This is a genomic window from Streptomyces sp. NPDC048603 (assembly GCF_043199475.1).
Lineage (GTDB): Bacteria > Actinomycetota > Actinomycetes > Streptomycetales > Streptomycetaceae > Streptomyces.
Map to the genome: position 1 here is coordinate 415,161 of NZ_JBICVY010000004.1, position 22,682 is coordinate 437,842.

At 73.4% G+C, this 22,682-nt stretch carries 20 protein-coding genes; 8 read left to right on the forward strand and 12 right to left on the reverse strand.

Going from position 1 to position 22,682, the window contains the following annotated elements; genetic code table 11:
• The first annotated feature begins 28 nt into the window (after positions 1-28).
• From ACGFQ9_RS11735 to ACGFQ9_RS11750, 4 genes are all read left to right on the forward strand, one after another.
• Positions 29-700 (forward strand): bifunctional DNA primase/polymerase, encoded by a 672-nt coding sequence (locus ACGFQ9_RS11735; protein ID WP_393573561.1) that lies wholly within the window; start codon positions 29-31, stop codon positions 698-700.
• A 127-nt stretch (positions 701-827) separates the two neighbouring features.
• Complete coding sequence (locus ACGFQ9_RS11740; protein WP_393573562.1) at positions 828-1,652, forward strand: ABC transporter ATP-binding protein; 825 nt, start codon at positions 828-830, stop codon at positions 1,650-1,652.
• Positions 1,649-3,328 carry a transporter gene (locus ACGFQ9_RS11745; protein ID WP_393573563.1) on the forward strand — a complete coding sequence of 560 codons (1,680 nt, stop codon included), beginning with the start codon at positions 1,649-1,651 and terminating at the stop codon, positions 3,326-3,328. The genes ACGFQ9_RS11740 and ACGFQ9_RS11745 overlap by 4 nt, the downstream gene beginning before the upstream one ends.
• 98 nt (positions 3,329-3,426) lie before the next feature.
• Positions 3,427-4,710 (forward strand): nucleotide sugar dehydrogenase, encoded by a 1,284-nt coding sequence (locus ACGFQ9_RS11750; protein ID WP_393573770.1) that lies wholly within the window; start codon positions 3,427-3,429, stop codon positions 4,708-4,710.
• Positions 4,711-4,758: 48 nt separating this feature from the next.
• Here ACGFQ9_RS11750 and ACGFQ9_RS11755 read toward each other — a convergent pair whose 3' ends face one another.
• Both ACGFQ9_RS11755 and ACGFQ9_RS11760 read right to left on the reverse strand, forming a co-directional pair.
• On the reverse strand, positions 4,759-5,697 hold the full coding sequence (locus tag ACGFQ9_RS11755) for an alpha/beta fold hydrolase (protein ID WP_393573564.1): 939 nt from the start codon (positions 5,695-5,697) through the stop codon (positions 4,759-4,761).
• A gap of 291 nt (positions 5,698-5,988) precedes the next feature.
• Positions 5,989-6,681 carry a metal-dependent transcriptional regulator gene (locus ACGFQ9_RS11760; RefSeq protein ID WP_393573565.1) on the reverse strand — a complete coding sequence of 231 codons (693 nt, stop codon included), beginning with the start codon at positions 6,679-6,681 and terminating at the stop codon, positions 5,989-5,991.
• 234 nt (positions 6,682-6,915) lie between these two features.
• On the opposite strand from ACGFQ9_RS11760, the gene ACGFQ9_RS11765 reads away from it, so the two are divergent.
• Complete coding sequence (locus ACGFQ9_RS11765) at positions 6,916-7,671, forward strand: SIS domain-containing protein (RefSeq protein ID WP_393573566.1); 756 nt, start codon at positions 6,916-6,918, stop codon at positions 7,669-7,671.
• Positions 7,672-7,679: 8 nt separating this feature from the next.
• On the opposite strand, the gene ACGFQ9_RS11770 is transcribed toward ACGFQ9_RS11765, so the two are convergent.
• The 3 genes from ACGFQ9_RS11770 to pdxH form a co-directional block, all read right to left on the reverse strand.
• The gene (locus ACGFQ9_RS11770) at positions 7,680-8,990 is read right to left on the reverse strand and encodes a PAS domain-containing protein (protein ID WP_393573567.1); all 1,311 of its coding nucleotides are present in this window, start codon (positions 8,988-8,990) and stop codon (positions 7,680-7,682) included.
• A gap of 118 nt (positions 8,991-9,108) precedes the next feature.
• Entirely contained in the window at positions 9,109-9,585 is a 477-nt protein-coding gene (locus ACGFQ9_RS11775) for a hypothetical protein (RefSeq protein ID WP_393573568.1), read from the reverse strand.
• Between the two features lie 420 nt (positions 9,586-10,005).
• Complete coding sequence (pdxH, locus tag ACGFQ9_RS11780) at positions 10,006-10,659, reverse strand: pyridoxamine 5'-phosphate oxidase (RefSeq protein WP_393573771.1); 654 nt, start codon at positions 10,657-10,659, stop codon at positions 10,006-10,008.
• A 348-nt stretch (positions 10,660-11,007) separates the two neighbouring features.
• Here pdxH and ACGFQ9_RS11785 point away from each other — a divergent pair, with 348 nt between their 5' ends.
• Positions 11,008-12,114, forward strand: a complete 1,107-nt coding sequence (locus tag ACGFQ9_RS11785; protein WP_393573569.1) for a citrate synthase 2 — start codon at positions 11,008-11,010, stop codon at positions 12,112-12,114.
• Complete coding sequence (locus ACGFQ9_RS11790) at positions 12,111-12,377, forward strand: hypothetical protein (RefSeq protein WP_393573570.1); 267 nt, start codon at positions 12,111-12,113, stop codon at positions 12,375-12,377. The genes ACGFQ9_RS11785 and ACGFQ9_RS11790 overlap by 4 nt, the downstream gene beginning before the upstream one ends.
• A 54-nt stretch (positions 12,378-12,431) precedes the next feature.
• Here ACGFQ9_RS11790 and ACGFQ9_RS11795 read toward each other — a convergent pair whose 3' ends face one another.
• From ACGFQ9_RS11795 to ACGFQ9_RS11815, 5 genes are all read right to left on the reverse strand, one after another.
• Entirely contained in the window at positions 12,432-13,031 is a 600-nt protein-coding gene (locus tag ACGFQ9_RS11795) for a TetR/AcrR family transcriptional regulator (RefSeq protein WP_393573571.1), read from the reverse strand.
• Entirely contained in the window at positions 13,019-13,756 is a 738-nt protein-coding gene (locus ACGFQ9_RS11800; RefSeq protein WP_393573572.1) for an enoyl-CoA hydratase family protein, read from the reverse strand. Before ACGFQ9_RS11800 ends, ACGFQ9_RS11795 begins: the two co-directional genes overlap by 13 nt.
• 78 nt (positions 13,757-13,834) lie before the next feature.
• Positions 13,835-15,004 carry an acyl-CoA dehydrogenase family protein gene (locus tag ACGFQ9_RS11805; protein WP_393573573.1) on the reverse strand — a complete coding sequence of 390 codons (1,170 nt, stop codon included), beginning with the start codon at positions 15,002-15,004 and terminating at the stop codon, positions 13,835-13,837.
• Entirely contained in the window at positions 15,001-17,016 is a 2,016-nt protein-coding gene (locus ACGFQ9_RS11810; protein WP_393573574.1) for a biotin carboxylase N-terminal domain-containing protein, read from the reverse strand. Before ACGFQ9_RS11810 ends, ACGFQ9_RS11805 begins: the two co-directional genes overlap by 4 nt.
• Before the next feature lie 8 nt (positions 17,017-17,024).
• Entirely contained in the window at positions 17,025-18,623 is a 1,599-nt protein-coding gene (locus ACGFQ9_RS11815) for an acyl-CoA carboxylase subunit beta (protein ID WP_393573575.1), read from the reverse strand.
• Between the two features lie 206 nt (positions 18,624-18,829).
• On the opposite strand from ACGFQ9_RS11815, the gene ACGFQ9_RS11820 reads away from it, so the two are divergent.
• On the forward strand, positions 18,830-19,972 hold the full coding sequence (locus ACGFQ9_RS11820) for an RNA-guided endonuclease InsQ/TnpB family protein (protein WP_393573576.1): 1,143 nt from the start codon (positions 18,830-18,832) through the stop codon (positions 19,970-19,972).
• 50 nt (positions 19,973-20,022) lie between these two features.
• On the opposite strand, the gene ACGFQ9_RS11825 is transcribed toward ACGFQ9_RS11820, so the two are convergent.
• Complete coding sequence (locus ACGFQ9_RS11825) at positions 20,023-21,759, reverse strand: acyclic terpene utilization AtuA family protein (protein ID WP_393573577.1); 1,737 nt, start codon at positions 21,757-21,759, stop codon at positions 20,023-20,025.
• Complete coding sequence (locus ACGFQ9_RS11830; RefSeq protein ID WP_393573578.1) at positions 21,756-22,553, reverse strand: TIGR03084 family metal-binding protein; 798 nt, start codon at positions 22,551-22,553, stop codon at positions 21,756-21,758. Before ACGFQ9_RS11830 ends, ACGFQ9_RS11825 begins: the two co-directional genes overlap by 4 nt.
• Positions 22,554-22,682 lie beyond the last annotated feature (129 nt).

Here is a 22,682-nt window from a genome sequence, read left to right on the forward strand (position 1 = left end):
CACAGTTGTGATGGTCGTGGAAGAGACCATGACAGTCACGGAGTCCGACGCCGCAGCCATCCCCAAGCAGCGGGGCGAGCCGCTGCTCGACCATGCCGTGCGCTACGCGGAAGAGCGGCACTGGGACGTGTTCCCCGGGACCTGGCTGGAGGCCGGGGAGAGCGGGCAGCTGTGCTCCTGCGGGGCCGCTGACTGCGCGGCCCCCGGCGCGCACCCCGCCGTGAAGGACTGGGCGGCGCAGGCCACGGGCAGTGCGGTGCAGGCCCGCCGGATGTGGACCAAGCACCCCAAGGCGTCCATCCTGCTGCCGACCGGCCGGACCTTCGACGCGATCGACGTGCCGGAGTCCGCCGGGTTCCTGGCGCTGGCCCGGATGGAGCGGATGCAGCTCACCCTGGGCCCGGTGACGCTGACCCCGGACCGCCGGATGCTGTTCTTCGTACTGCCGGGCGCCGGGGTGAAGGTGCCGGACCTGGTGCGCCGGCTGGGCTGGTCCCCGTCCGCGATCGACCTGCTGCCGCGCGGCGAGGGCGAGTTCGTGGCGGCCCCGCCCACCCGCTACGGCGGGCGCGGTGCGGTGCAGTGGGCGCGGCGGCCCACTCCGGCGAACCGCTGGCTGCCGGACATCGAGGAGCTGATCTCCCCGCTGGCGTACGCATGCGGGCGGGAGGCGTCCGCGGCGCGCGCCCGGCGCGGCTGAGGACGCGCTCCCACTTGATGACAGACGTGCTCCCACTTGATGACATACGTCATGCGTTCGCCCTGGATCCCGCTCGTATCGTGAGACACGACCGACACGGGGGACAGTGAGAGAGGCAGGGCGGCACATGCCTGACCAGGCGTTTGCGGCGGACGGGGCGGCGGCGACGGCCGCCGTTCCCGCGGTGCGGATAACGGGGCTGCGGAAGCGGTTCGGGGAGCAGCAGGCCGTCGCCGGGGTGGATCTGGAGCTGCCCGCGGGGAAGTTCATCGGCCTGGTCGGGCCGAACGGTGCGGGGAAGACCACCACCCTGTCGATGGTGACCGGCCTGCTGCGGCCGGACGAGGGACGGGTCGAGGTCGTCGGGTACGACGTGTGGCGGGACCCGGCGCAGGTGAAGGCGCGGATCGGCGTGCTGCCGGAGGGGCTGCGCCTGTTCGAGCGGCTGTCGGGCCGGGAACTCCTCGGCTACATGGGCCGCTTGCGGGGGCTCCCGGGCGAGGAGACCGACAAGCGGGCCACCCAGCTGCTGGAGGTGCTGGACCTGGCGGCTTCCCAGCACAAGCTGGTGGTGGACTACTCGACCGGCATGCGGAAGAAGATCGGCCTGGCGGCGGCTCTGCTGCACAACCCGGAAGTGCTTTTCCTGGACGAGCCGTTCGAGGGTGTGGACCCGGTGTCCGCGCAGACCATCCGCGGGGTGCTGGAACGTTACACCCGCTCCGGGGCCACGGTCGTGTTCTCCTCGCACGTCATGGAGCTGGTCGAGTCGCTGTGCGAATGGGTCGCCGTGATGGCGGCCGGCCGGATCCGGGCAGCGGGCCCGCTGGCCGAGGTGCGCGGTTCGTCGCCCTCGCTGCAGCAGGCGTTCCTGGAGCTGGTGGGCGCGCAGGGGCGTGCCACCGGGGACTCCCTGGACTGGCTGGGCGGCGGAGCGGCGGGCTCCCGATGAGCGCCGCCGCCGCTGCCGGGACGGCCGGACCGGCCGGTCGGGGTGTTCCCACCGTCCCCGCCGTCCCCGCCGTCCCCGACGTCCCCGCCGTCCCGCTGACCCGGGTCTTCGTAGGGCTGAAGCTGTCGCTGCTGCGCAACGGCCTGAAGGGCTCCGCGAAGCGCAAGGCCGCCTTCGTCAGCTCCCTGGTCACGGTCCTGGTGGTCGCCGCGCTGACCGTGCTGGTGCTGTCCGTGCTGCGGGGCAGCTCGCACGCCGGCACGATCGTCGTCATCCTCGGCGGGATCATGGGGCTCGGCTGGGCGGTCATGCCTCTGCTGTTCTCCGGCGGGGACGAGACCATGGACCCCAGCCGGCTCGTGATGCTGCCGCTGCGGCCGCGGCCCCTGGTGCGGGCACTGCTGGTCTCCTCCCTGGTCGGCATCGGGCCGCTGTTCACCGTCTGCCTCGCGGTCGGCTCGGTCATCGCCGTGGCGCAGGGCCCGGCCGGGCTCGTGGCGGGCGTGCTCGCCGTCCCGCTGCTGCTGCTCGGCTGCGTCGGGCTGGCGCGGGCGGTCAGCGCCGCCAACGTGCAGCTGCTGAGCAGCCGGAAGGGCCGCGACCTGGCCGTGCTGAGCGGTCTGCTGATCGCCATCGGCGCGCAGTTCGTCAATTTCGCCGTCCAGCGGCTGGCCGAGCCCGGCGGGCTCAGCGCGCTGCGGCCGGCCGCGGCCGTGGTGGGCTGGCTGCCTCCGGCGACCGCGCTCGGGATGGTGGACTCGGCGAGCGAGGGGGCGTACGGCAAGGCCGTGGCCCAGCTGGCCGTGTCCCTGGTGGGGCTGTTCGTGCTGCTGGCTTCCTGGGAGCGGAGCCTGACCCGGCTGATGGTCACCCCGGACGGCTCGACGATCGCGGCGGCGGCTCCCGCCCGGGACGGCGCCCCGGGCGACGGCCTCTGGCGGCTGCTGCCCGCCGGCCGGGCGGGCGCGGTGATGCAGCGGACTCTCCGCTACGGGTTCCGCGATCCGAAGACGAAGGCCGGGTGGATCAGCGGCCTGGCCATCGGGGCGATCGTGCCGGTCTTCAACGCCCTCCAGGGCACCGGCTCGGTGTACCTGGCCTGCTTCGGCGCGAGCATGCTCGGGGCTCTGATGTACAACCAGTTCGGTCAGGACACCTCGGCCTTCTGGATGGTCGCGCAGACCATCTCGACCCCGCGCGAGGCGTACGCCGAACTGCGGGCCCGGGCGGCGGCCCTGCTGCTGGTCACCCTCCCGTACACGGTGCTGATCACCGTGGTCACCGCCTGGCTGGTCGCTGACTGGGCCGGCCTGCCGGTCGCGCTCGGCCTGGCCCTGGGTCTGCTGGGCACGATGCTGGGCACCGGCGCGCTGTCCTCCGCGTACGCCCCGTACTCCATCCCTCAGGATGGCGCTTTCAAGAGCGTGGTCCCGGGGCAGGCGGGCCTGGCCGTGTCGAGCATCTTCGGCGGGATGCTGGGGTCGGCGCTGCTCTGCGCGCCGCTGATCGCCCTGCTCGTCGGCCTGCGGATGACCGACCACCACGACCTGCTGTGGCTGGTGCTCCCGGCCGGTGTCGCCTGGGGCGCGCTGCTGGCCTGGGCGGGCCTGCGGATGGCCGCGCCGAAGGTGGCCCGGGACCTGCCGGAGATCCTGCTCGCGGTCAGCAAGGGCTGAGCGGACCGGCCCGGGCGGCGAGCTGACGGAAAGACCACGGGTTGACGCCGTAGGGCTCCCGGCGCGTCCGGCCATCGAGCACACTCGCGCGGGTGAGCATGCGAACGATCCGACAGCAACATCTGCCCGCGGCGGCCGGCACCGCCCGGTGCCGGGTGGGCGTGGTCGGACTGGGCTACGCCGGGCTGCCTCAGGCCGTCGCCTTCGCTTCCGCGGGACACCCCGTCGTGGGCGTGGAAGTGGACGAGGCCGTCGTCCACGCCCTCCGGGCGGGGCGCAGCCCGGTGGATACGGTCACGGACGAACAGGTGGCGCGGCTGGGTGGCCTGTTCACGGCCACGGTGGAGAGTTCCGCACTGGCCGGGTGCTCGGCCGTCCTGGTCTGCGTCCCGACCCCGCTGGACGGTGCGGGCGTGCCGGATCTCGGGCCGCTGTGCACCGCGACGGCATCGGTCGCGGAGACGCTGCGGCCCGGGCAGCTCGTGGTGATCGAGTCGACGGTGTACCCGGGAGTCACGCAGGATGTCGTGAGACCTCTCCTGGAACGCTCCGCGCTGCGCGCGGGAGAGGACTTCCACCTCGCCTTCGCGCCGGAGCGCGTCGATCCGGGCAACGGTCTCTTCGGCCCGGCGAACACGCCCAGGGTGATCGGTGGTCTCACCCCGGTCTGTGCGCTGCGCGCCGAGGCGCTTTACCGCAGGGTGACGCCCGAGATCCACATCGCGAAGGGACTGCTGGAGGCGGAGGCCGCCAAGCTGCTGGAGAACACGTACCGCCAGGTCAATCTGGCCCTGGTCCACGAGTTCGCGGCGTTCTGCACCAGCCGGGGAATCGACGTGGCGGACACCATCGACGCCGCGGCGACGAAGCCCTTCGGCTTCCAGCCCTTCCACCCCGGCGCGGGTGTCGGTGGTCACTGCATCCCCGTGGACCCGCTGTACCTGGCCCATGCGGGGCGGCAGTCGGGGGCACCGATGCGTCTGACCGAACTCGCGCAGCAGATCAACGACGGCCGTCCCGGGCAGGTCGTGGACCAGTGCGGACAGCTGCTCGCCTCGACCGGCAGGCAGCTGCGCGGTGCCCGCGTGCTGGTCCTCGGTCTCACCTACAAGCCCGGTGTGGCAGATGTGCGCAACACCCCGGCCGCGCAGCTGATCCGCGTTCTCGGCCGGGCGGGAGCCGTGGTGGAGGTGCACGACCCGCTCGTGCCGGGCATCAACGTGGACGGGAGCTGGTGGGCCTCGGTCGCGGACCTGGAGGACTCCGTCCACGCCTGTGACCTCGTACTGCTGGCGCAGCGCCACGTCCAGTACCGGCCGGAAGTGCTCCGGCGGGCACCGCTGTTGTACGTCGCGGACTACCGGGGACCGGGGCTGGGGTGACCGGCGCGGCATGACCGGCCCCCGCACACCCGGCGCGCACCCCGCCGGTCAGGTGGCGGCCGGTGCGCCGGCCAGGAACGGTTCGAGGACGGCGCGCCAGGCGGCCGGCTGGTCGAAGTGGAAGTAGTGGCCGCCGTCGGGGATTTCGGCGTACTGGCCCGCCGGGAGGACCCGGACCATCTCCTGGGCCTCGGCGCGGCCGAGTTCGCCGTCGAGGCCGCGGACGACCAGAGTGGGGCAGCGGACCTGGGCGAGTTCCTCCCAGTGTGCGTCGTACACCCAGGTCTCGCGGGCCACGAGCATCTGGCGGCGCGAGAACTGCGGGCGCCAGCCGTCCTCGGTCTGCCGCATGACGTCGGCGAAGAAGGCTCCGCGTCCGGGGTCGGGGCGCTCCACCCGGGGGTCGTCCTCGCCGAACCAGCGGCGGGCGGCGTCCTGGCTGGGGAAGGGCAGCGGCCAGCGGTGGAACCACTCCTCCCAGTCCCGCTGGGAGGAGGCGCCGAGGGCTGAGGCGCGCATGTCGCAGATGACCAGGGCGCCGACCAGGTCGGGGCGTCGGGCGGCGAGCTGCCAGCCGGTGAGGGCGCCCATCGAGTGCCCGATGAGGGTGACGGGGGCGAGGCCGAGCTGTTCGATCACGGCTTCGGCGTCGGCGACGAAGGCCTCGCGGGTGTACGGCCCGTGGGCGGGGGACTCGCTGTCGCCGTGGCCGCGCTGGTCGAGGGCGATGACGCGGTGCCGGGCGGCGAGCCAGCGGGCCGTGCCGGCCCAGTGCAGGGCGCGTCCCATCAGGCCGTGGAGTAAGAGGGCCGCCGGTTTGCCGGGCGCGACCCCGCGTCCGCCGCTCCGGGCGGCGCCGGCCGGTTCGGGGCCCGGGCCCGCGTCGCGTTCCGTGCGTGGCCCGCCGACGCCGCCGGACGGTTCCGGGAACTCCCAGGCTGCCAGGCGTACGCCGTCGGCTCCCGTCACATCGAAGCGCTGTACCACCGCAGATGCACCCCCTTCGCGTGCCGCCGCCAGCGTATCGAACCCGTATTCGAAAATGGCCGTCCCGCCCGCAAGACCGCTCTTTCGAGTGACCTTGCTCAAGGATTGGCCGCCGCTGCCGAGGGGAGATCTTCTACGGGAGGCGGGCCGCTCGGGGAAGACGGTCCGAGGGGATGACCCTGGGAGCTCGGGGCTCCGGGTCAGTAAAGGGGAGGACCGGCTCCGGCGCCGTGAGGCGCCGGGGCCACTCCCGTCCGAGAGCGTCCGTTCAGCGGCGCGGAGCCCGGGGGCTCAGCGCTTGGCGACGAACACGTGCGAGGCGATCTCCGACTCCAGCTCGGCGGCCTCTCCACCGCTGCCGACCAGCACACCGCCGGGCGACTCCGTCACGCTCACCACCGAGCCGGGCTGCACGCCGGCCCGCCGCAGCGTGTACATCAGCTGCGCGTCCGTCTGGATGGGCTCGCCGATCCGGCGCACCACCACGGTCTTGCCCTCGCTGCCCGGGTCCAGCTCCGCCAGGCTCACCATGCCCTCGTCGAGGAACGGGTCCGCCTCGGCCTTCTCCCCGAGCTCCTCCAGCCCCGGGATCGGGTTGCCGTACGGCGACTCCGTCGGGTGGCGCAGCAGCTCCAGCACGCGCCGCTCCACCGCCTCGCTCATCACGTGCTCCCAGCGGCAGGCCTCGGCGTGCACCTGCTCCCACTCCAGGCCGATCACGTCGACCAGCAGGCACTCGGCGAGCCGGTGCTTGCGCATCACGCGCGTCGCCAGGCGGCGGCCCTCGTCCGTCAGCTCCAGATGCCGGTCGCTGGCGACGGCCACCAGGCCGTCGCGCTCCATCCGCGCCACCGTCTGGCTGACCGTCGGGCCGCTCTGGTCGAGCCGCTCGGCGATGCGGGCGCGCATGGGCACAACACCTTCCTCTTCCAGCTCAAGAATGGTGCGGAGATACATCTCCGTGGTGTCGATCAGTCCGGACATTCGTGCCCCTCGGATAGCGTGCGCTGGCCCTGCCCCCAATTGTGCCGGAGAGCACCGACAACCGTCCCGTGCCGCCAAACTGCAAGACGCCGGGCATTCACTCAAGTGTGCGCCCCGAGTTCGCCGGGCGCCCCGGGTTTCGGGATTGACGTCCGTATTGACACGCCCTTGGTCCAGACCGCACGGTGAGCGGCGGACACGCACGCCACCCATCGACGGAAGGGCCCTGGGCGCATGAGCGAGAGCAAGCTGGCCGGTCAGTTCTTCGACGCCGCCATCGGGCTGCTCCAGCGCGTCCGGGACGAGGAGTCCCCGGGCATCGCCGCCGCGGGCGCCGCGATCGCGGACGCCGTCGCGGCCGGAAACCGACTGTTCGCCTTCGGTGCCGGGCACTCGTCGCTGCCCGCGCAGGACGTGGTGTACCGGGCCGGCGGCCTGGCGCTGATGAACTTCCTGGCCGTACCGGGCACGGCCGGTGTGGACGTCATGCCCGCGACGCTGGGCAGCGCGCTGGAGCGGGTGGACGGCCTGGCGGGGGCGGTGCTGGACAGCAGCCCGGCCGCCGCCGGCGACGTCCTGGTGATCATCTCGCTGTCCGGACGGAACGCGCTGCCGGTGGAGATGGCCCTGAACGCCCGCGCCCTCGGGCTCACGGTGATCGGCGTGACCTCGGTCGCCTACGCGACGGAGACCAGGTCGCGGCACGCCTCGGGGGCCTTCCTCAAGGACCACTGCGACATCGTGCTGGACAGCAAGATCGCCGTGGGGGACGCCGAACTGACCGCGGACGGCATCGACGCGCCCTTTGCGCCGGCGTCCACGGTGGTCACGAGCGCGATCATGCAGGCGGTGATGGCGGCGGCGGCCGGCGAGCTGGCCGCCCGCGGCCTGGAGCCGCCGATGCTGCGCTCGGGCAACGTCGACGGCGGCCACGAGTGGAACGGCCGCGTCATGGCGGAGTACCGCGACCGCATCTTCTTCCGCCACTGACCCCGGCGCTACGGGGCCGTCGTGGTGGTTGCCGCGAGGTCGGAGGCGACGCGGGAGGCGATCTCCTCGGCGTAGAGGCTGTCCGCGCGTTCGAAGGCGGGACGGGAGGGGCCGCGCAGGAAGGTGAGCACGCCGAGGCTGCGCCCCCGGCTGCGCAGCACCGTGCACAGGGCGTGCGCCACGCCCTCCGGCCAGTGGCGGGCCGCCGCCCAGGCCGGCGCCGTGCCCTCGGTGCGCGGTGCGCTGACCCGCACCGGGCCGATCCGGTCCAGCGCCCGCAGGGCCGGGTGCCCGTCCTCGTACCGGACCGGGATCGCCCCCGGCCCCGGCAGCAGCGGCAGCGGCGCCCCGGACGGCGCCTCGGCCGCCCGTACCAGCCGCTCCCCCACCGCCAGGTCCACCAGCACGTGGTCGGCGAACCCGGCCAGCGCGAACTCCAGCCGCACCGCGGCCGCCTCCGCCGGGTCCTCGCACTCCGCGGCGGCCCGGCCGGCCCGGTACATCTGGTTGGACCGGAACCGCAGCTGCGCCGCGTCCAGCTCCACCTGCCGGGCCTCGGTGATGTCCTGGAACAGCCAGCCCACGCCGAGCGGCACCGGCTCCTCCGCGAGCGGGGATGCCAGCCGCAGGAACCCGCAGCGCCAGCAGCGCCGCCGGTCCCCCTCCGGCGTGCGCACGGAGACCCACAGCTCGACCGGTGCGGGCGGCGCGCCCTCCGCCAGCACGTGCTGCAGCGCTCCCTCCAGCTCCTCCACGCCCTGGCTGAGCAGCTCGCCCAGCGGCCTGCCCAGCAGCGCGGTCCGCCCGGTCCCGAAGGCCCGCGCGGCATGCGCGTTCACCACGGCGGGGCGCAGGTCCACGTCCACCAGCACCACCCCCCAGGAGGCGTCGTCCATCAGCGCCTCGCTGAGCGCGATCGACCGTTCCAGGTCGATCTGCGCGTGCACCTCGCTGAAGGCGCAGTACACGCCGGCCGGTTTCCCGTCCGCGCCGGGCACCCCGGCCGACTGGGTCCGCACCAGGACGCGCCCGCCGTCCTTGGTCAGCAGGGCGAACTCGTGCACCTGGCGGCCCGGCGCGTCCTGCGCGGACATCAGTCTGGTCTCGACGTCGGGGGCGTCGGCCTCCCGGACCGCCCAGCCCGCGAAGCCGCGCCGGCCGACCGCCTCGGCGGCGGTCCAGCCCAGGATCCGTTCGGCCTCGCGGTTCCAGTGGGTGATCACCCCGTCGGCGTCGAAGGCGCACAGCGCCGCGTCCATGCCGTCGAGCAAGGCGGCTAGAAGATCGTCGGTGGTCTCACCACGTCCGGAAGCACTCACCTGGCACCCCCTGCAGGTGTTCGCGTGTGCGGCACGTCAGATCATTCAACTGGAACGTGACGCAGCCCACACCGCATTCCCCGGATTCCGTCGCATGGAAATCCGGTGAAGGCTCGGATCAGCCGGTTCCGCCGTCCCCGCGCAGCTCGGTCCAGGCCTCGCGGAGCACGGCGACCTCCCGGGCGACGTCGACGTGGACGTCGTCCACGAAGGCGAGCTCCACCCTGCGCCGCCCGTCGGCGCGGTAGGCGTACGTCAGGACGCGCGGCGCGTGGGGCGCCGGAGCGGAGCTCGGATTGGCCTCGGCCCGGATGTCCCCTATCTCCGCCCAGGCCAGCCGCCGCTCCCTGAAGAGGGTCCGGATCCGGACGCCCCGGACATCCACGGTGGTGCCGGCCCTCCGGGCCCCGTACGTCAGCCGGCCGAAGAAGGCCAGGACCAGGACGGTGACCAGGAGGTTCACCCAGGGGGTGAAGGCGTCCCCGTTCCAGACGACCAGCAGGACGGCCACCGCCCCGCCGCCCAGGATCCCCTGCGCCCGGAGCAGCCGTCCGGACGTGATGCGGTACTCGCGCGGCAATGACTGCGTGGTCATGTCCCCACCCCCACCCCGGTTTCCGTTCACTGTAGGAGCGGCATTCCGCGGTGCACAGGCACTGTGCAGAAACGATTCGTGGCGATCCGTGGCCATCCGGAAACGCTGCGGAGTGGCACCGTTAATTCCGTTGAACCGTCCGCGGGAGCGTGCCTACAGTGGCCGCACACTGAAAGGAGGTGATCCCGGAAATGTATGAAATCCGGACGCGTGAGGTGACTGCGGGCTAGCGCCCGTCGTCGCACGCACCCAGTGCGGTGCCGGCTTCGATCGCCGGCCCAAACCCAAGCAGTCACCCGACCCGCGGGCTCGCCGGTACGTCCGACCGGCTCCTCTTACTGCAGAAGAGGATTCAGAGCCCGCGGGTCGTCTGCGTTCCCGGGCGCTTCCGCGCTCCCGGGAGCCGCACGGCGGCCGCGGTCAGGGGCAGAGCCGCTCGACCTTCCAGCCCCCGCCCCCGCCCTCGCCGGTGCCTTCGCCGTCGCCCGCGCGGACGTAACGCAGCCGGTCGTGGAGGCGGTTCTCGTGCCCCTGCCAGAACTCCAGCTCCTCCGGGACCACCCGGAAGCCGCCCCACTCCGTCGGCACCGGCACCTGCTCGCCCTCCGGATAGCGGGCGGCCAGCTCCGCGTACCGGCGGTCCAGCTCGGCGCGGGAGGCGACCACCCGGGACTGCTCGCTGGCCCAGGCGCCCAGTTGCGAACCGTGCGGGCGGGACCGGAAGTACGCCGCCGTCTCGTCCCGGCCGACCCGGGCGGCGGTGCCGGTCACCACGACCTGGCGGGCGATCGGATGCCAGGGGAACAGCAGCGCGACGTACCGGTTCTCGGCGATCTCCCGCGCCTTGCGGGAGCCGTAGTTGGTGAAGAAGACGAAGCCCCGCTCGTCGAACTGCTTCAGCAGCACCGTCCGCGAGCTGGGACGGCCGTCGGAGGTCGCGGTCGAGACGACCATCGCGTTCGGTTCAAAGACGTGCGCGTCGGCGGCGTCCTGGAACCAGCGGGCGAACTGGTCCATCGGGTCGGCGGCGAGGCTGTCCTCGGTGACGATCTCCGAACGGTACTGCTTGCGCATGGAGGCGGGATCAAGGTCCTGGTCGGTCACCCGGCCATCTTGCCCCAGCCCGTGTCCGGCGGTTCGGGACCCTGCCGTGGTTCGCCTGACATCGCCGGACATCGCCCGGACCCCCGGACGTCCCCGGACGTCGACGGAAGTCCACGGGTCGGGCGGACGGTGGCCACGGCGGTGTGCCGTATGTCACGCTTCCACAGGCCATCGCGAGCCGCCAAAATCTTGGGGCCGGTCCGCTGGTACCCGAGTGGGTGACCGACGGCCGTTCCGGGCATCAACGGGGATGACCGCGCCGGACCGCGAACCACGCCGGGAGCCGCGCGTGTTCGCACTACCTACAGGAGCCGCCTGATGTCCGACTTCGTACCCGGACTCGAAGGGGTCGTCGCGTTCGAGACCGAGATCGCCGAACCCGACAAGGAAGGCGGTTCGCTCCGCTACCGCGGCGTAGACATCGAAGACCTGGTCGGTCACGTGTCCTTCGGGAACGTGTGGGGCCTGCTGGTCGACGGTGCCTTCAACCCCGGCCTGCCCGCCGCCGAGCCGTTCCCGATCCCGGTCCACTCCGGTGACATCCGCGTGGACGTGCAGTCCGCACTGGCCATGCTCGCCCCGGTGTGGGGCCTGAAACCGCTGCTCGACATCGACGAGCAGACCGCCCGCGACAACCTGGCGCGCGCCGCGGTCATGGCGCTGTCGTACGTCGCCCAGTCCGCCCGCGGGCAGGGCCTGCCCATGGTGCCGCAGCGCGAGATCGACAAGGCCGACTCGGTGGTCGAGCGCTTCATGATCCGCTGGCGGGGCGAGCCGGACCCGCGCCACGTGAAGGCGGTGGACGCGTACTGGACGTCGGCGGCCGAGCACGGCATGAACGCCTCGACGTTCACGGCCCGGGTGATCGCCTCCACCGGCGCCGACGTCGCGGCCGCCCTGTCGGGCGCCGTCGGCGCCATGTCCGGCCCGCTGCACGGCGGCGCGCCGTCCCGCGTCCTCGGCATGATCGAGGAGATCGAGCGCACCGGTGACGCGGTGGCGTACGTGAAGAAGACGCTGGACAAGGGCGAGCGCCTGATGGGCTTCGGGCACCGCGTGTACCGGGCCGAGGACCCGCGCGCCCGGGTTCTGCGCCGTACCGCCAAGGAGCTGGACGCCCCCCGCTACGAGGTGGCGGCGGCGCTGGAGAAGGCCGCGCTGGAGGAGCTGCACGCGCGGCGCCCCGACCGGGTGCTGGCGACGAACGTGGAGTTCTGGGCCGCCATCATGCTGGACTTCGCCGAGGTCCCGGCGCACATGTTCACCTCGATGTTCACCTGCGCCCGCACGGCCGGCTGGTCGGCGCACATCCTGGAGCAGAAGCGGACGGGCCGCCTGGTCCGCCCGTCGGCCCGCTACATCGGTCCGGGCCGCCGCGACCCGCGTGACATCGAGGGCTACGCGGACATCGTGGGCGGCGCGTGAGAACTGCCCTTCGGGCGGCGACGGCCTTGTGGTGGATCCGGGACCTGGCCGTCGCCGTCGTCATGAGGGCCCTGTTCTGGGACCTCCTCGCCCTGCTGCTCGCCGGGATCGTGCTCCACGCCCTGTGGCGCCGCTCCCGGCCGCGGGCCGGCATCACCCTGTCCAAGGACGCGCCGGGCCGCCCGCCGTGGGCGCGCAAGGACCTGCTCGGGCTGGCGGCCGTGACGGGCGCCGGGCTGGTGTTCACCCACCTGATCCGCTGAGGAGCCCTTCCGGGCCTGCGGGGGCCGCTCCGGGCGGGCAGGTGCCGCTCCGGATCAGGCCGGTCCCGGGCCCAGGGCGGAGTCGATGATGCGCGCCCACTGGGCGACCACGCGGCTGCGGCGGACGGTGTCGTCCGTCAGGACATTGGCCAGGCCCAGGCCGCGCGCCATGTCCAGGAGCCCCTGGACGGTCTCGCGCACGCCCGGGACGGACTCGTCGGCGCCCAGCAGGTCGACCGCGATGCGGTGGGTCTCACGGCCGACGCGGGCTTCGAGCTCGGTGACGCGGGGCCTCAGCTGCTCCTCGTTGGACGCGGCCACCCACAGCTGGAGCGCGGCGCGGAACAGGGTGCCCGTGTAGAGGTCCACCAGCGCCCCGACGACGGTGGAGCGGGCGGCCGGACCTTCCGCGAACAGGCCGCGCAGCGCCGCGGAGCGCTCCTCGGCGACGTATTCGACGGCGGCGGTGAACAGGTCCTCGCGGGTCGGGAAGTGGTGCTGGGCAGCGCCGCGGGACACCCCGGCGCGTTCGGCGACCACGGCGACGGTCGAGCCGGCCCAGCCGTGCTCGGCCAGGCAGGACACCGCGGCTTCCAGCAGCCGCCGCCGGGTGGCCCGGCTGCGGTCCTGCTTGGGGGCGGTCACAGCGCCCATGACGGGCTCCGGCGCTCGAAGCGGGCGGTGATCCCCTCGCGGGCCTCGGCGGAGCCGAAGTGGTGGGCGGAGAGGGCCGTGAGGCGTGCGCCGTCCTCGGCGAGCGCGGCCCGGACCGGGGCGGCGAGCAGCTGCTTGGTCGCGGCCAGGGCCTGCGGGCCGGCCTTGCGGAGCCCCTCCAGGACGGGGGCGAGGGCTTCGTCCACGTCCTCGGCGTGCAGGGTGAGCAGGCCGATCCGGGCGGCCTCGGCGGAGCCGAAGGGCTCGGCGGTCAGGAAGTAGCGGGCCGCGGCGCGCGGGTCGAGCCGCGGCAGCAGCGGCGCGGAGATCACGGCGGGGACGACCCCGAGGTGGGTCTCGGTGAAGGCGTACGTGGCCCCGGGGCCGGCGGCCGCGATGTCGCAGACCCCGAGCAGGCCGAGGCCGCCGGCCCGGACGTGGCCGGTGACCCGGGCGACGACCGGCTTGGGCAGGCCCGCGATCCGGTCGAGGAGGGACAGGAAGTCCGCGGGGTCGCAGGGGGACTTGAGGTCGGCGCCGGAGCAGAAGGTGCCGCCGGCGTGGGTGAGGACGACCGCCCGGACCTCCGGGTCGGCGCCGGCCGCCGCCAGCGCCGCGCCCAGCCCGCCGACGAGTTCCGCGGAGAGCGCGTTGCGGTTGGCCGGTGAGTCCAGCGTGAGCGTGGTGACGCCGCGTTCGTGCGCGGAGCGGACGGGGCCGGTCATGCGGGTTCCTCCTCGGTCGGGGGCGGGGCGGGGCCGCCCGGTGCCGGCGCGGGGCGCCGGCCCGGTCGGGAGCGCCGGTCAGTAGGACTTGGGCAGCCCGAGGGTCTGGTGCGAGACGAAGTTGAGGATCATCTCGCGGCTGACCGGTGCGATCCGGGCCACCCGGGAGGCGGGGATCAGCGCGGCCAGCCCGTACTCGCGGGTGAGGCCGTTGCCGCCGAGGGTGTGGACCGCCTGGTCCACCGCCCGTACGCAGGCCTCCCCGGCAGCGTACTTGGCCATGTTCGCGGCCTCTCCGGCGGCCAGGTCGTCGCCGCTGTCGTAGAGGTGGGCGGCCTTCTGCATCATCAGCCGGGCGAGTTCCAGCTCGATGTGCGCCTGTGCGAGGGGGTGCGCGATCGCCTGGTGGGCGCCGATGGGCTCCTTCCAGACCTGGCGGGTCTTCGCGTAGTCGACGGCCTTGGCGAGCGCGTAACGGCCCATGCCGATCGCGAAGGCGGCGGTCATGATGCGTTCGGGGTTGAGCCCGGCGAAGAGCTGGAGCAGGCCCGCGTCCTCGTCGCCGACCAGTGCCTCCGCGGGCAGCCGCACGTCGTCCAGGACCAGCTCGAACTGCTTCTCGGCCGCCTGCAGTTCCATGTCGATGACGGACCGGGTGAAGCCGGGGGCGTCGCGCGGGACGATGAACAGGCAGGGCTTGAGCCGGCCGGTGCGCGCGTCCTCGGTCCGGCCGACGATCAGCGTGGCATCGGCGAGGTCCACGCCGGAGATGAACACCTTGCGGCCGGTGAGGATCCAGTCCTCGCCGTCCCGGCGCGCGGTGGTGGTGATGCGGTGCGAGTTGGAGCCGGCGTCGGGTTCGGTGATGCCGAAGGCCATGGTGCGGCTGCCGTCGGCGAGGCCGGGGAGCCAGGTCCGCTTCTGCTCCTCGGTGCCGAAGCGGGAGATGACGGTCCCGCAGATGGCCGGGGACACCACCATCATCAGCAGCGGGCTGCCTGCCGCGCCCAGTTCCTCCAGGACGATGGAGAGCTCGGCGATGCCGCCGCCTCCGCCGCCGTACTCCTCGGGCAGGCTGACCCCGAGGTAGCCGAGCTTGGCGGCGTCCGCCCACAGCTCGTCGGGGCGGCCGCCCTCGCGGGCGACGCGGGCGAGGTACTCGCGCCCGTAGCGCTGCCCGAGGGCGGCAACGGCGGCGCGCAGGGCCTTGTGCTCTTCGGTCTCCGTGGTGTGACTGGCGGGGCTCATGACTGCGGTTCCTCCTGGACGACGGCGAGCAGGGCGCCGACCTCGACCTGCCGGCCGGGGACGGCGTGGAGCGCGGTGAGCGTGCCGGAGGCGGGCGAGAGGATGCGGTGCTCCATCTTCATGGCCTCCAGCCAGAGCAGGGGCTGCCCGGCGGTGACGGCGGAGCCGGGGGCGAGACCCTCGGCGAGGCGGACGACGGTGCCGGGCATGGGGGCGAGCAGGGAGCCGGGGTCGGTGCGGTCCCCGGGTTCGTCGAAGCGGGGCAGGGGGGTGAGGGTGTGGGCGCCGAGAACAGAATCGACGTACACCTCACCGCTGTTCGAATTGCGTTTCACGTGGAACACCCGCTGGACACCGTCGGCTTCGAGGGTGACGGCGTCCGGGCTCACCGCCGGCGCTCGAACACCGGGCCGGTCGACGAGGGCGGGCGGACCGGTCCGGGTGTGCTCGTAGCGGACCTCGTGCGTCGTCCCGTCCGCGGCCCGGTAGCGGCGCAGCTGGGGCTGCGAGCGGAGGTTGCGCCAGCCGCCGAGCCGGGCCGCCAGTGAGGCACCCGGGCCGGGAGCGGTCCCGGCGAGTGCGGCGGCCACGGCGGAGAGGCCTGTGTCCGGGGCTCCGGCGGCTCCTTCCGGGGGGCCCGTGAGCTCGGCGAGGTGGCGGTCGTAGAAGCCGGTGTCGAGGCGGGCGGCGGCGAACTCCGGGTGCCGGAGGCTGCGGACGAGGAGCTCGCGGTTGGTGGTGAGGCCGTGGATCCGGGCCCGGGAGAGCGCGTGCGCGAGGGCACGGAGGGCTTCCGTGCGGGTCGGTGCGTGCGCGATGACCTTGGCGAGCATGGCGTCGTAGTGGATGCCGACCGGGTCGCCGTCGGCGAATCCGCTGTCGACGCGGACGGTGCCGGGCACGGCGAGGGTGTGCAGGGTGCCGGCCTGGGGCCGCCAGTCCCGGGCGGGGTCCTCCGCGTACAGCCGGGCCTCGACGGCGTGCCCGGACGGGGCGGGCGGGTGCGGGGGCAGGGCGTGCCCCTCGGCCACCCGCAGCTGCAGCTCGACCAGGTCGATGCCGAACACGGCCTCGGTGACCGGGTGTTCCACCTGGAGGCGGGTGTTCATCTCCAGGAAGTACGGGCGGCCGTCCGCGGTGACCAGGAACTCGACGGTGCCGGCGCCCCGGTAGGAGACGGCGCGGGCGGCCGCGACGGCGGCTTCGTGCAGCGTGTCGCGGAGGGCGGCGGGCAGGGCCGGGGCCGGGGCCTCCTCGATGACCTTCTGGTGGCGGCGCTGCAGGGAGCAGTCGCGGGTGCCGAGCGCCCAGACGGTGCCGTGCGCGTCAGCGAGGATCTGCACCTCGACGTGGCGGCCGCGTTCCACGTACGGCTCGGCGAACACCTCCCCGTCGCCGAAGGCGGACCGGGCCTCGGCGGCGGCCGCGTCCAGCTCCGCGGGCAGCCGGTCCAGGTCGCGTACGACGCGCATGCCACGGCCACCGCCGCCCGCGGCGGCCTTGAGGAGCAGCGGGAGATCGGCCGGTCCCGCCTTCTCCGGGTCGACGGGTTCCAGGAGCGGCACCCCGGCGGCGCGCATCAGCTCCTTGGCGCGGGTCTTGGAGGCCATGGCCTCGATGGCCTCCGGCGGCGGGCCGACCCAGATCAGCCCGGCGTCGGTGACGGCCCGTGCGAACGCGGCGTTCTCGGAGAGGAAGCCGTAACCGGGGTGGACGGCGTCGGCACCGGCGGCGCGCGCGGCCCCGATGACCAGCTCGCCGCGCAGATACGTGTCGGCGGGGGCCGCACCGGGCAGCCGGACGGCCGCGTCCGCCTCCCGTACGTGCAGGGCCCCGGCGTCGGGGTCGGAGTGGACGGCGACGGTGTCCAGGCCGAGGGCGCGGGCGGTGCGGAACACGCGCACGGCGATCTCGCCGCGGTTGGCGACGAGCAGGGAGGTGATGGGGGTGATGGGGGTGACGGCGGTGGCGGTGGTGTACACGGAGTCGGTGCCAGTGGCAGTGGAGGTCATGTGCGGGCTCACATCCGGAAGACGCCGAAGCCGCCGCGGGCGCCCTCGACGGGGGCGTTGTGGACGGCCGACAGGCACAGGCCGAGGACGGTGCGGGTGTCGCGCGGGTCGATGATCCCGTCGTCGTACAGCCGCCCGGACAGGAACATGGGCAGCGACTCCGACTCGATCTGCGCCTCCACGAAGGCGCGCATCCCGGCGTCCTGCTCCTCGTCGTAGGGCTGTCCCTTCGCGGCGGCGGACTGCCGGGCCACGATGGACAGCACCCCGGCGAGCTGCTGGGGTCCCATCACGGCGGACTTGGCGCTGGGCCAGGCGAACAGGAACCGGGGGTCGTAGGCCCGGCCGCACATGCCGTAGTGCCCGGCGCCGTACGAGGCGCCGACGAGCACGGACAGATGGGGTACCCGGGAGTTGGACACCGCGTTGATCATCATCGAGCCGTGCTTGATGATGCCGCCCTGCTCGTACTCCTTGCCGACCATGTAGCCGGTGGTGTTGTGGAGGAAGAGGAGGGGGATGTCGCGCTGGTTGGCGAGCTGGATGAACTGGGCGGCCTTCTGTGACTCGGCGCTGAACAGCACGCCCTGGGCGTTGGCGAGGATGCCGACCGGGTAGCCGTGCAGGGCCGCCCAGCCGGTGACCAGGCTCGGCCCGTAGAGCGGTTTGAACTCGTCGAAGTCCGAGCCGTCGACGATGCGGGCGATGACCTCGCGCGGGTCGAAGGGGGTCTTCAGATCGGCGGGGACGATGCCGAGGAGCTCCTCGGGATCGTGTACCGGCTCGGGGGCCGGGCCGGGGTCGGGGTGCGCCTTGCGGTGGTTGAGGCGGGCGACGATCCGGCGGGCCTGGCGGATCGCGTCCGGCTCGTCGAGGGCGTGGTAGTCGGCGAGGCCGGAGGTCCGGGCGTGCATGTCGGCTCCGCCGAGGGACTCGTCGTCGCTCTCCTCGCCGGTGGCCATCTTCACCAGCGGCGGGCCCCCGAGGAACACCTTCGAACGGTCCTTGATCATCACCGTGTGGTCGGACATGCCGGGGATGTAGGCGCCGCCGGCGGTGGAGTTGCCGAACACGACGGCGACGGTCGGGATCCCGGCGGCGGACAGCCGGGTGAGGTCCCGGAACACCGCCCCGCCCGGAATGAAGATCTCCTTCTGCGCGGGCAGGTCCGCGCCGCCGGACTCGACCAGGCTGATCACCGGCAGCCGGTTGGCGAGGGCGATCTCCTTGGCGCGCAGGCTCTTGCGCAGGGTCCAGGGGTTGCTGGCGCCGCCGCGGACGGTCGGGTCGTTGGCGACGACCAGGCACTCCACGCCCTCGACGGTGCCGATGCCGGTGACGACGGAGGCACCCACGGGGTAGTCGCTGCCGTACGCGGCCAGCGGGGACAGCTCCAGGAAGGGGGTGTCCGGGTCGAGCAGCAGTTCCACGCGCTCGCGGGCGAGCAGTTTGCCGCGCCCGCGGTGGCGGTCGCGGTACTTCTCACCGCCTCCGGCGAGCGCCTTGGCGTGCTCGGCGTCGAGTTCGGCGAGCCGCCCGAGGGCGACCTCGCGGTGGGCGAGGTGGTCGGGGTCGCGGGGGTCGACGCGGGTGCCGAGCAAAGTCATCGGGTTTCTCCCGGGAAACCCCGTCCTTCAGGGCGGGAAGGAATGTGGTCTCGGGGCGGGGCCGCGAAGCAGCCACGTTCTCTACGCATCTGTTCTGACCTGCGCTCTCTTTCGCTGTCAGTGGAGGCTGTTAGGTTCCGGATCGTGACGACAGCCGTGGTGGCAGAGATGGGGGCCGGGTATGCCCGGTACACCTTCGGCTGCGTGTGTCGTCTGGTGCGCTCGCCCGGCTGGAAGCGGAGTGGGCGCGGTGCCGGTGGGTGTGGAACGAGTGCGTGGCGATGTCCCGCAAGGTCCACGCCCACAACAAGGCGACCGGCGAGAAGAAGACGTGCGGGCCCGTGCAGCTCGCCGCAATGCTGACCGAGGCCCGCCGGTCGATGACCTGGCTGCGCGAGGGCGCTTGTGTCCCGCAGCAGCAGATCATCCGGGACTTCGGCAAGTCCCGCGCCAAGGCGCTGGGGGACATCAAGGCGAGGCTGCCGGTGCGGCAGCGGGCCGGGATGCCCGGGATCAAGCGCAAGCGTGAGGCTGATCCCTCGCTTGAGTACACCCGGCGCGGGTTCCGGCTCAAGAACGACCGCCTGCTCCTGGCCAATGGGATCGCGCTGACGGTGGCGTGGTCCCGTGACCTTCCCTCCGCGCCTTCGTCGGTGCGGGTCTACCGGGACAGTCTCGGACACTGGTACGCCTCGTTCGTCGTGGCCGCGCCCTCCGAGGCGCCGGCCGAGACCGGCCGGGCGATCGGCATCGACTGGGGCGTGAAGGAGGTCGCCACCACCACCTCCGACACCCACGACCTGCCCCATGCCCAGCACGGCAAGACGGCTGCCGCGAAGCTGGTCCGGCACCAGCGGATGATGGCCCGGCGCCGCACTCCGAAGAACCGGCCCGACACAGCTGGATACCTCAAGGCCCGCAAGGCCGCGGCGAAGGTCTCGAAGAAGCTTGCCCGGCAGCGGCAGGACACCGGCCGCAAGTGGGCCAAGGCCATTGTCCGCGACTTCGACGTGATCGCGGTGGAGGACTTCCGCCCGAAGTTCCCGGCGAAGTCCACGATGGCCCGTAAGGCGGCCGACGCCGCCATCGGCGCGACGAAAGCGGCCCTGGTCGAGATGGCCCGCAAGCACGGGCGCACCCTGTATCTGGTCCACCCCGCGCACACCACCATGGACTGCGCGCAGTGCGGAGCGAGAGCCAAGCACGCACTCCCCCTCTCGATGAGAACGTATACGTGCACCGCGTGCGGAGCGGTGTCCCCAAGGGACAAGAACTCCGCACGCGTCATGCTCGTCCGGGCTGGTCTCAACCCGGCTGGTGCTGATCTTGTAAGCCCTGCCCCCTGCTAGGTGCCAGGCGAAGTGAGCCAGGAATCTCCTCCCTTCAAGGAGGGGAGGTTTCAAGCGCTGACCTCTTGGAGCAGGTGGGTGGGGATGTCGAGGTGGCGGGACCGGAGCCATTCGCCGAGGGCCTTGGCCTGGGGGTCGAAGCGGTGGCCTGCGGCCACGCCGGCGCCGAGGATGCCGGTGACGGTGAAGTTGAGGGCGCGGAGGTTGGGGAGCTCATGGCGGGTCACGCCGAGCGTGCGGGTCTCGGGCAGCAGCTCCTGGAACCGCTCGACGGTGAGCGTGTCCGCGAGCCATGCGTACGCCGCGTCGCTCTCCACCCAGACGCCGACGTTGGCGTCCCCGCCCTTGTCCCCGCTGCGAGCCCCGGCGATGGCCCCGAGCGGGGCGCGGGTGTGCCCTGCGGGGCTTTCCCCCGCCCCGCCCTCCCCCTGGCTTCGCCGGGGGGAGGGCGGGGCGGGGGAAGCCGGCCGCGCAGCGGCAGGCGGCGTGACCGCGACGCGCGTGCCGTCCGGGAGCACCGCGACATGGCGGGCCGAGGCCGCCGGGACGGTGTCCGTCTCGAAGATCCCGTACGGCTGTCCCGGCCCCGGCGGAGCCGTCACGTGGAAGCCCGGGTAGCCGGCCAGTGCCAGTTCCACCGCCGCGGAGGTCAGGGAGCGACCCACCCGCTCGGCGGACGGATCCCGCACCACCAGCCGGAGCATCGCGCTGGCCGTCTCCTCCGTCGCCGCGTCCGGATGGTCCGTACGGGCCAGGGTCCACTCCGCCGACGCGACCCCCGCCAGCGGCTCCGCCAGCTGCTCCCGCACCAGCGCCGCCTTGGCCTCGATGTCCAGCCCTGTCAGGACGAACACCACCTCGTTGCGGAAACCGCCCAGCCGCGTGATCCCGACCTTGAGCGAGCCGGGCGGCGGGTCGCCGCGGACCCCCTCGACGCGGACCCGGTCGGGACCGTCCCCGGTGAGCCTGACGGTGTCCAGCCGGGCCGTCACGTCCGGGCCGAGGTACCGGGCTCCCTGGGTCTCGTAGAGGAGTTGCGCCGTGACCGTGCCCGTGGTGACCGCCCCGCCCGTCCCCGGGTGCTTGGTGATCACCGAGGAGCCGTCCTCGGCGATCTCCGCCAGGGGGAACCCCGGCCGGCGTACGTCGTGCCGGGTGAAGAAGGAGTAGTTGCCGCCGGTGGCCTGCGCGCCGCACTCCAGCACGTGGCCCGCGACCACCGCCCCGGCCAGCCGGTCGTGGTCGTCCGGCGCCCAGTCGAACCACCACGCAGCCGGCCCGCTCACCAGCGCCGCGTCCGTCACCCGGCCCGTGACCACCACGTCGGCCCCCGCCCGCAGGCAGGCCGCGATCCCCGCGCCGCCCAGATAGGCGTTGGCGGTGAGGACCCCGTCCCGGTCCCCGCCCGCGTCCCCGTACGGCATCAGGTCGTCGCCCTCGACGTGCGCGACCGCCAACGGGATCCCCAGCTTGTCCGCCAGCGCGCGGACCGCGTCGGCGAGGCCCGCCGGGTTGAGTCCGCCCGCGTTCGTGACGATCCGTACGCCGCGGTCGCGGGCCGGCCCCAGGCAGTCCTCCAGCTGGCGGAGGAAGGTCCGGGCGTAGCCGGCGTCGGGGTTCTTCAGGCGGTCCCGGCCGAGGATCAGCATGGTCAGCTCGGCGAGGTAGTCCCCGGTGAGCACGTCCAGCGGCCCGTCCGCCAGCATCTCGCGCATGGCCGAGAGCCGGTCGCCGTAGAAGCCGGAGGCGTTGCCGATCCGGAGGGGACGGCGGGGTGATCCGGTCATGCGCGGGCCCCCGGCTCCCGGCCCGCCCCCGCCGGACCGGCGAACGCCTGGGCGATGTCCAGCCAGCGGTCGGCGTCCGGTCCCACCGCCGTCACGGCGACGTCGGACCGGTGCGCGCGCTGGGTGACCAGCAGGCAGAAGTCGAGCGCCGGTCCGCCGACCCGCTGTGCCGCGTCCGGCGGCCCGTACGCCCATACGGAGACCCCGTCGGGCGCCGTCAGCTCGACCCGGAACTCCGCGTCCGGCACCGGCAGGCCCCGTACGGCGAAGGCGTAGTCGCGGGCCCGTACGCCGATCCGGGCGACATGGCGCAGCCGGTCCGTCGGCGTACGGCGGACGCCCAGCGCGTCGGCCACGTCCTGGCCGTGCGCCCAGGTCTCCATCAGCCGGGCACTGGCCATCGACGCGGCCTTCATCGGCGGCCCGAACCAGGGGAACCGGGCGTCCGGCGCGGCCGCTTCGAGCGCCGCGCCGAGCTCGGCACGCCCGGCCCGCCAGCGGGCCAGCAGTTCGGCGGGCGGCAGCGCGGCGCCTTCGGCCGCGCCGTCGTCGACGAAGTCGCCGGGCGCGGCCAGTGCCTCCGCCGTCAGCGCGGCGAAGCCCGTGGCGTCGGTCACGGACAGCAGCGCCGCCCGGTCGGTCCAGGCCAGGTGGGCGATCTGGTGGGCGATGGTCCAGCCGGGCGCCGGCGTTTTCGCGGCCCAGCCTTCCTCTCCCAGCTCAGCCACCAGGAGATCCAGTTCACGCCCCTCCTCCCGAAGATCGGACCGGACGGCAACGAACGGGTCGAGCACGGTGCGCTCCCCTCGGGGACGACAGCGGCGTGAGGGGAAGACTGGCAGCGCACCGGAAAACAATCAAGCATGCTTGCATGATTTGGCGGAAGAACGACGCCCTGCGCGGTCGGGCCCGTCGGGTGGGGT

Bases quoted from the DNA above. Each gene is read 5' to 3' on its own strand.
- ACGFQ9_RS11745 (WP_393573563.1), top strand. From the start codon at position 1,649: ATGAGCGCCGCCGCCGCTGCCGGGACGGCCGGACCGGCCGGTCGGGGT.
- ACGFQ9_RS11775 (WP_393573568.1), bottom strand. From the start codon at position 9,585: ATGACCACGCAGTCATTGCCGCGCGAGTACCGCATCACGTCCGGACGG.
- ACGFQ9_RS11795 (WP_393573571.1), bottom strand. From the start codon at position 13,031: ATGGGCGCTGTGACCGCCCCCAAGCAGGACCGCAGCCGGGCCACCCGG.
- ACGFQ9_RS11740 (WP_393573562.1), top strand. From the start codon at position 828: ATGCCTGACCAGGCGTTTGCGGCGGACGGGGCGGCGGCGACGGCCGCC.
- ACGFQ9_RS11735 (WP_393573561.1), top strand. From the start codon at position 29: ATGACAGTCACGGAGTCCGACGCCGCAGCCATCCCCAAGCAGCGGGGC.
- ACGFQ9_RS11805 (WP_393573573.1), bottom strand. From the start codon at position 15,004: ATGAGCCCCGCCAGTCACACCACGGAGACCGAAGAGCACAAGGCCCTG.
- ACGFQ9_RS11785 (WP_393573569.1), top strand. From the start codon at position 11,008: ATGTCCGACTTCGTACCCGGACTCGAAGGGGTCGTCGCGTTCGAGACC.
- pdxH (WP_393573771.1), bottom strand. From the start codon at position 10,659: ATGCGCAAGCAGTACCGTTCGGAGATCGTCACCGAGGACAGCCTCGCC.
- ACGFQ9_RS11815 (WP_393573575.1), bottom strand. From the start codon at position 18,623: ATGACTTTGCTCGGCACCCGCGTCGACCCCCGCGACCCCGACCACCTC.
- ACGFQ9_RS11825 (WP_393573577.1), bottom strand. From the start codon at position 21,759: ATGACCGGATCACCCCGCCGTCCCCTCCGGATCGGCAACGCCTCCGGC.
- ACGFQ9_RS11800 (WP_393573572.1), bottom strand. From the start codon at position 13,756: ATGACCGGCCCCGTCCGCTCCGCGCACGAACGCGGCGTCACCACGCTC.
- ACGFQ9_RS11765 (WP_393573566.1), top strand. From the start codon at position 6,916: ATGAGCGAGAGCAAGCTGGCCGGTCAGTTCTTCGACGCCGCCATCGGG.
- ACGFQ9_RS11760 (WP_393573565.1), bottom strand. From the start codon at position 6,681: ATGTCCGGACTGATCGACACCACGGAGATGTATCTCCGCACCATTCTT.
- ACGFQ9_RS11750 (WP_393573770.1), top strand. From the start codon at position 3,427: ATGCGAACGATCCGACAGCAACATCTGCCCGCGGCGGCCGGCACCGCC.
- ACGFQ9_RS11810 (WP_393573574.1), bottom strand. From the start codon at position 17,016: ATGACCTCCACTGCCACTGGCACCGACTCCGTGTACACCACCGCCACC.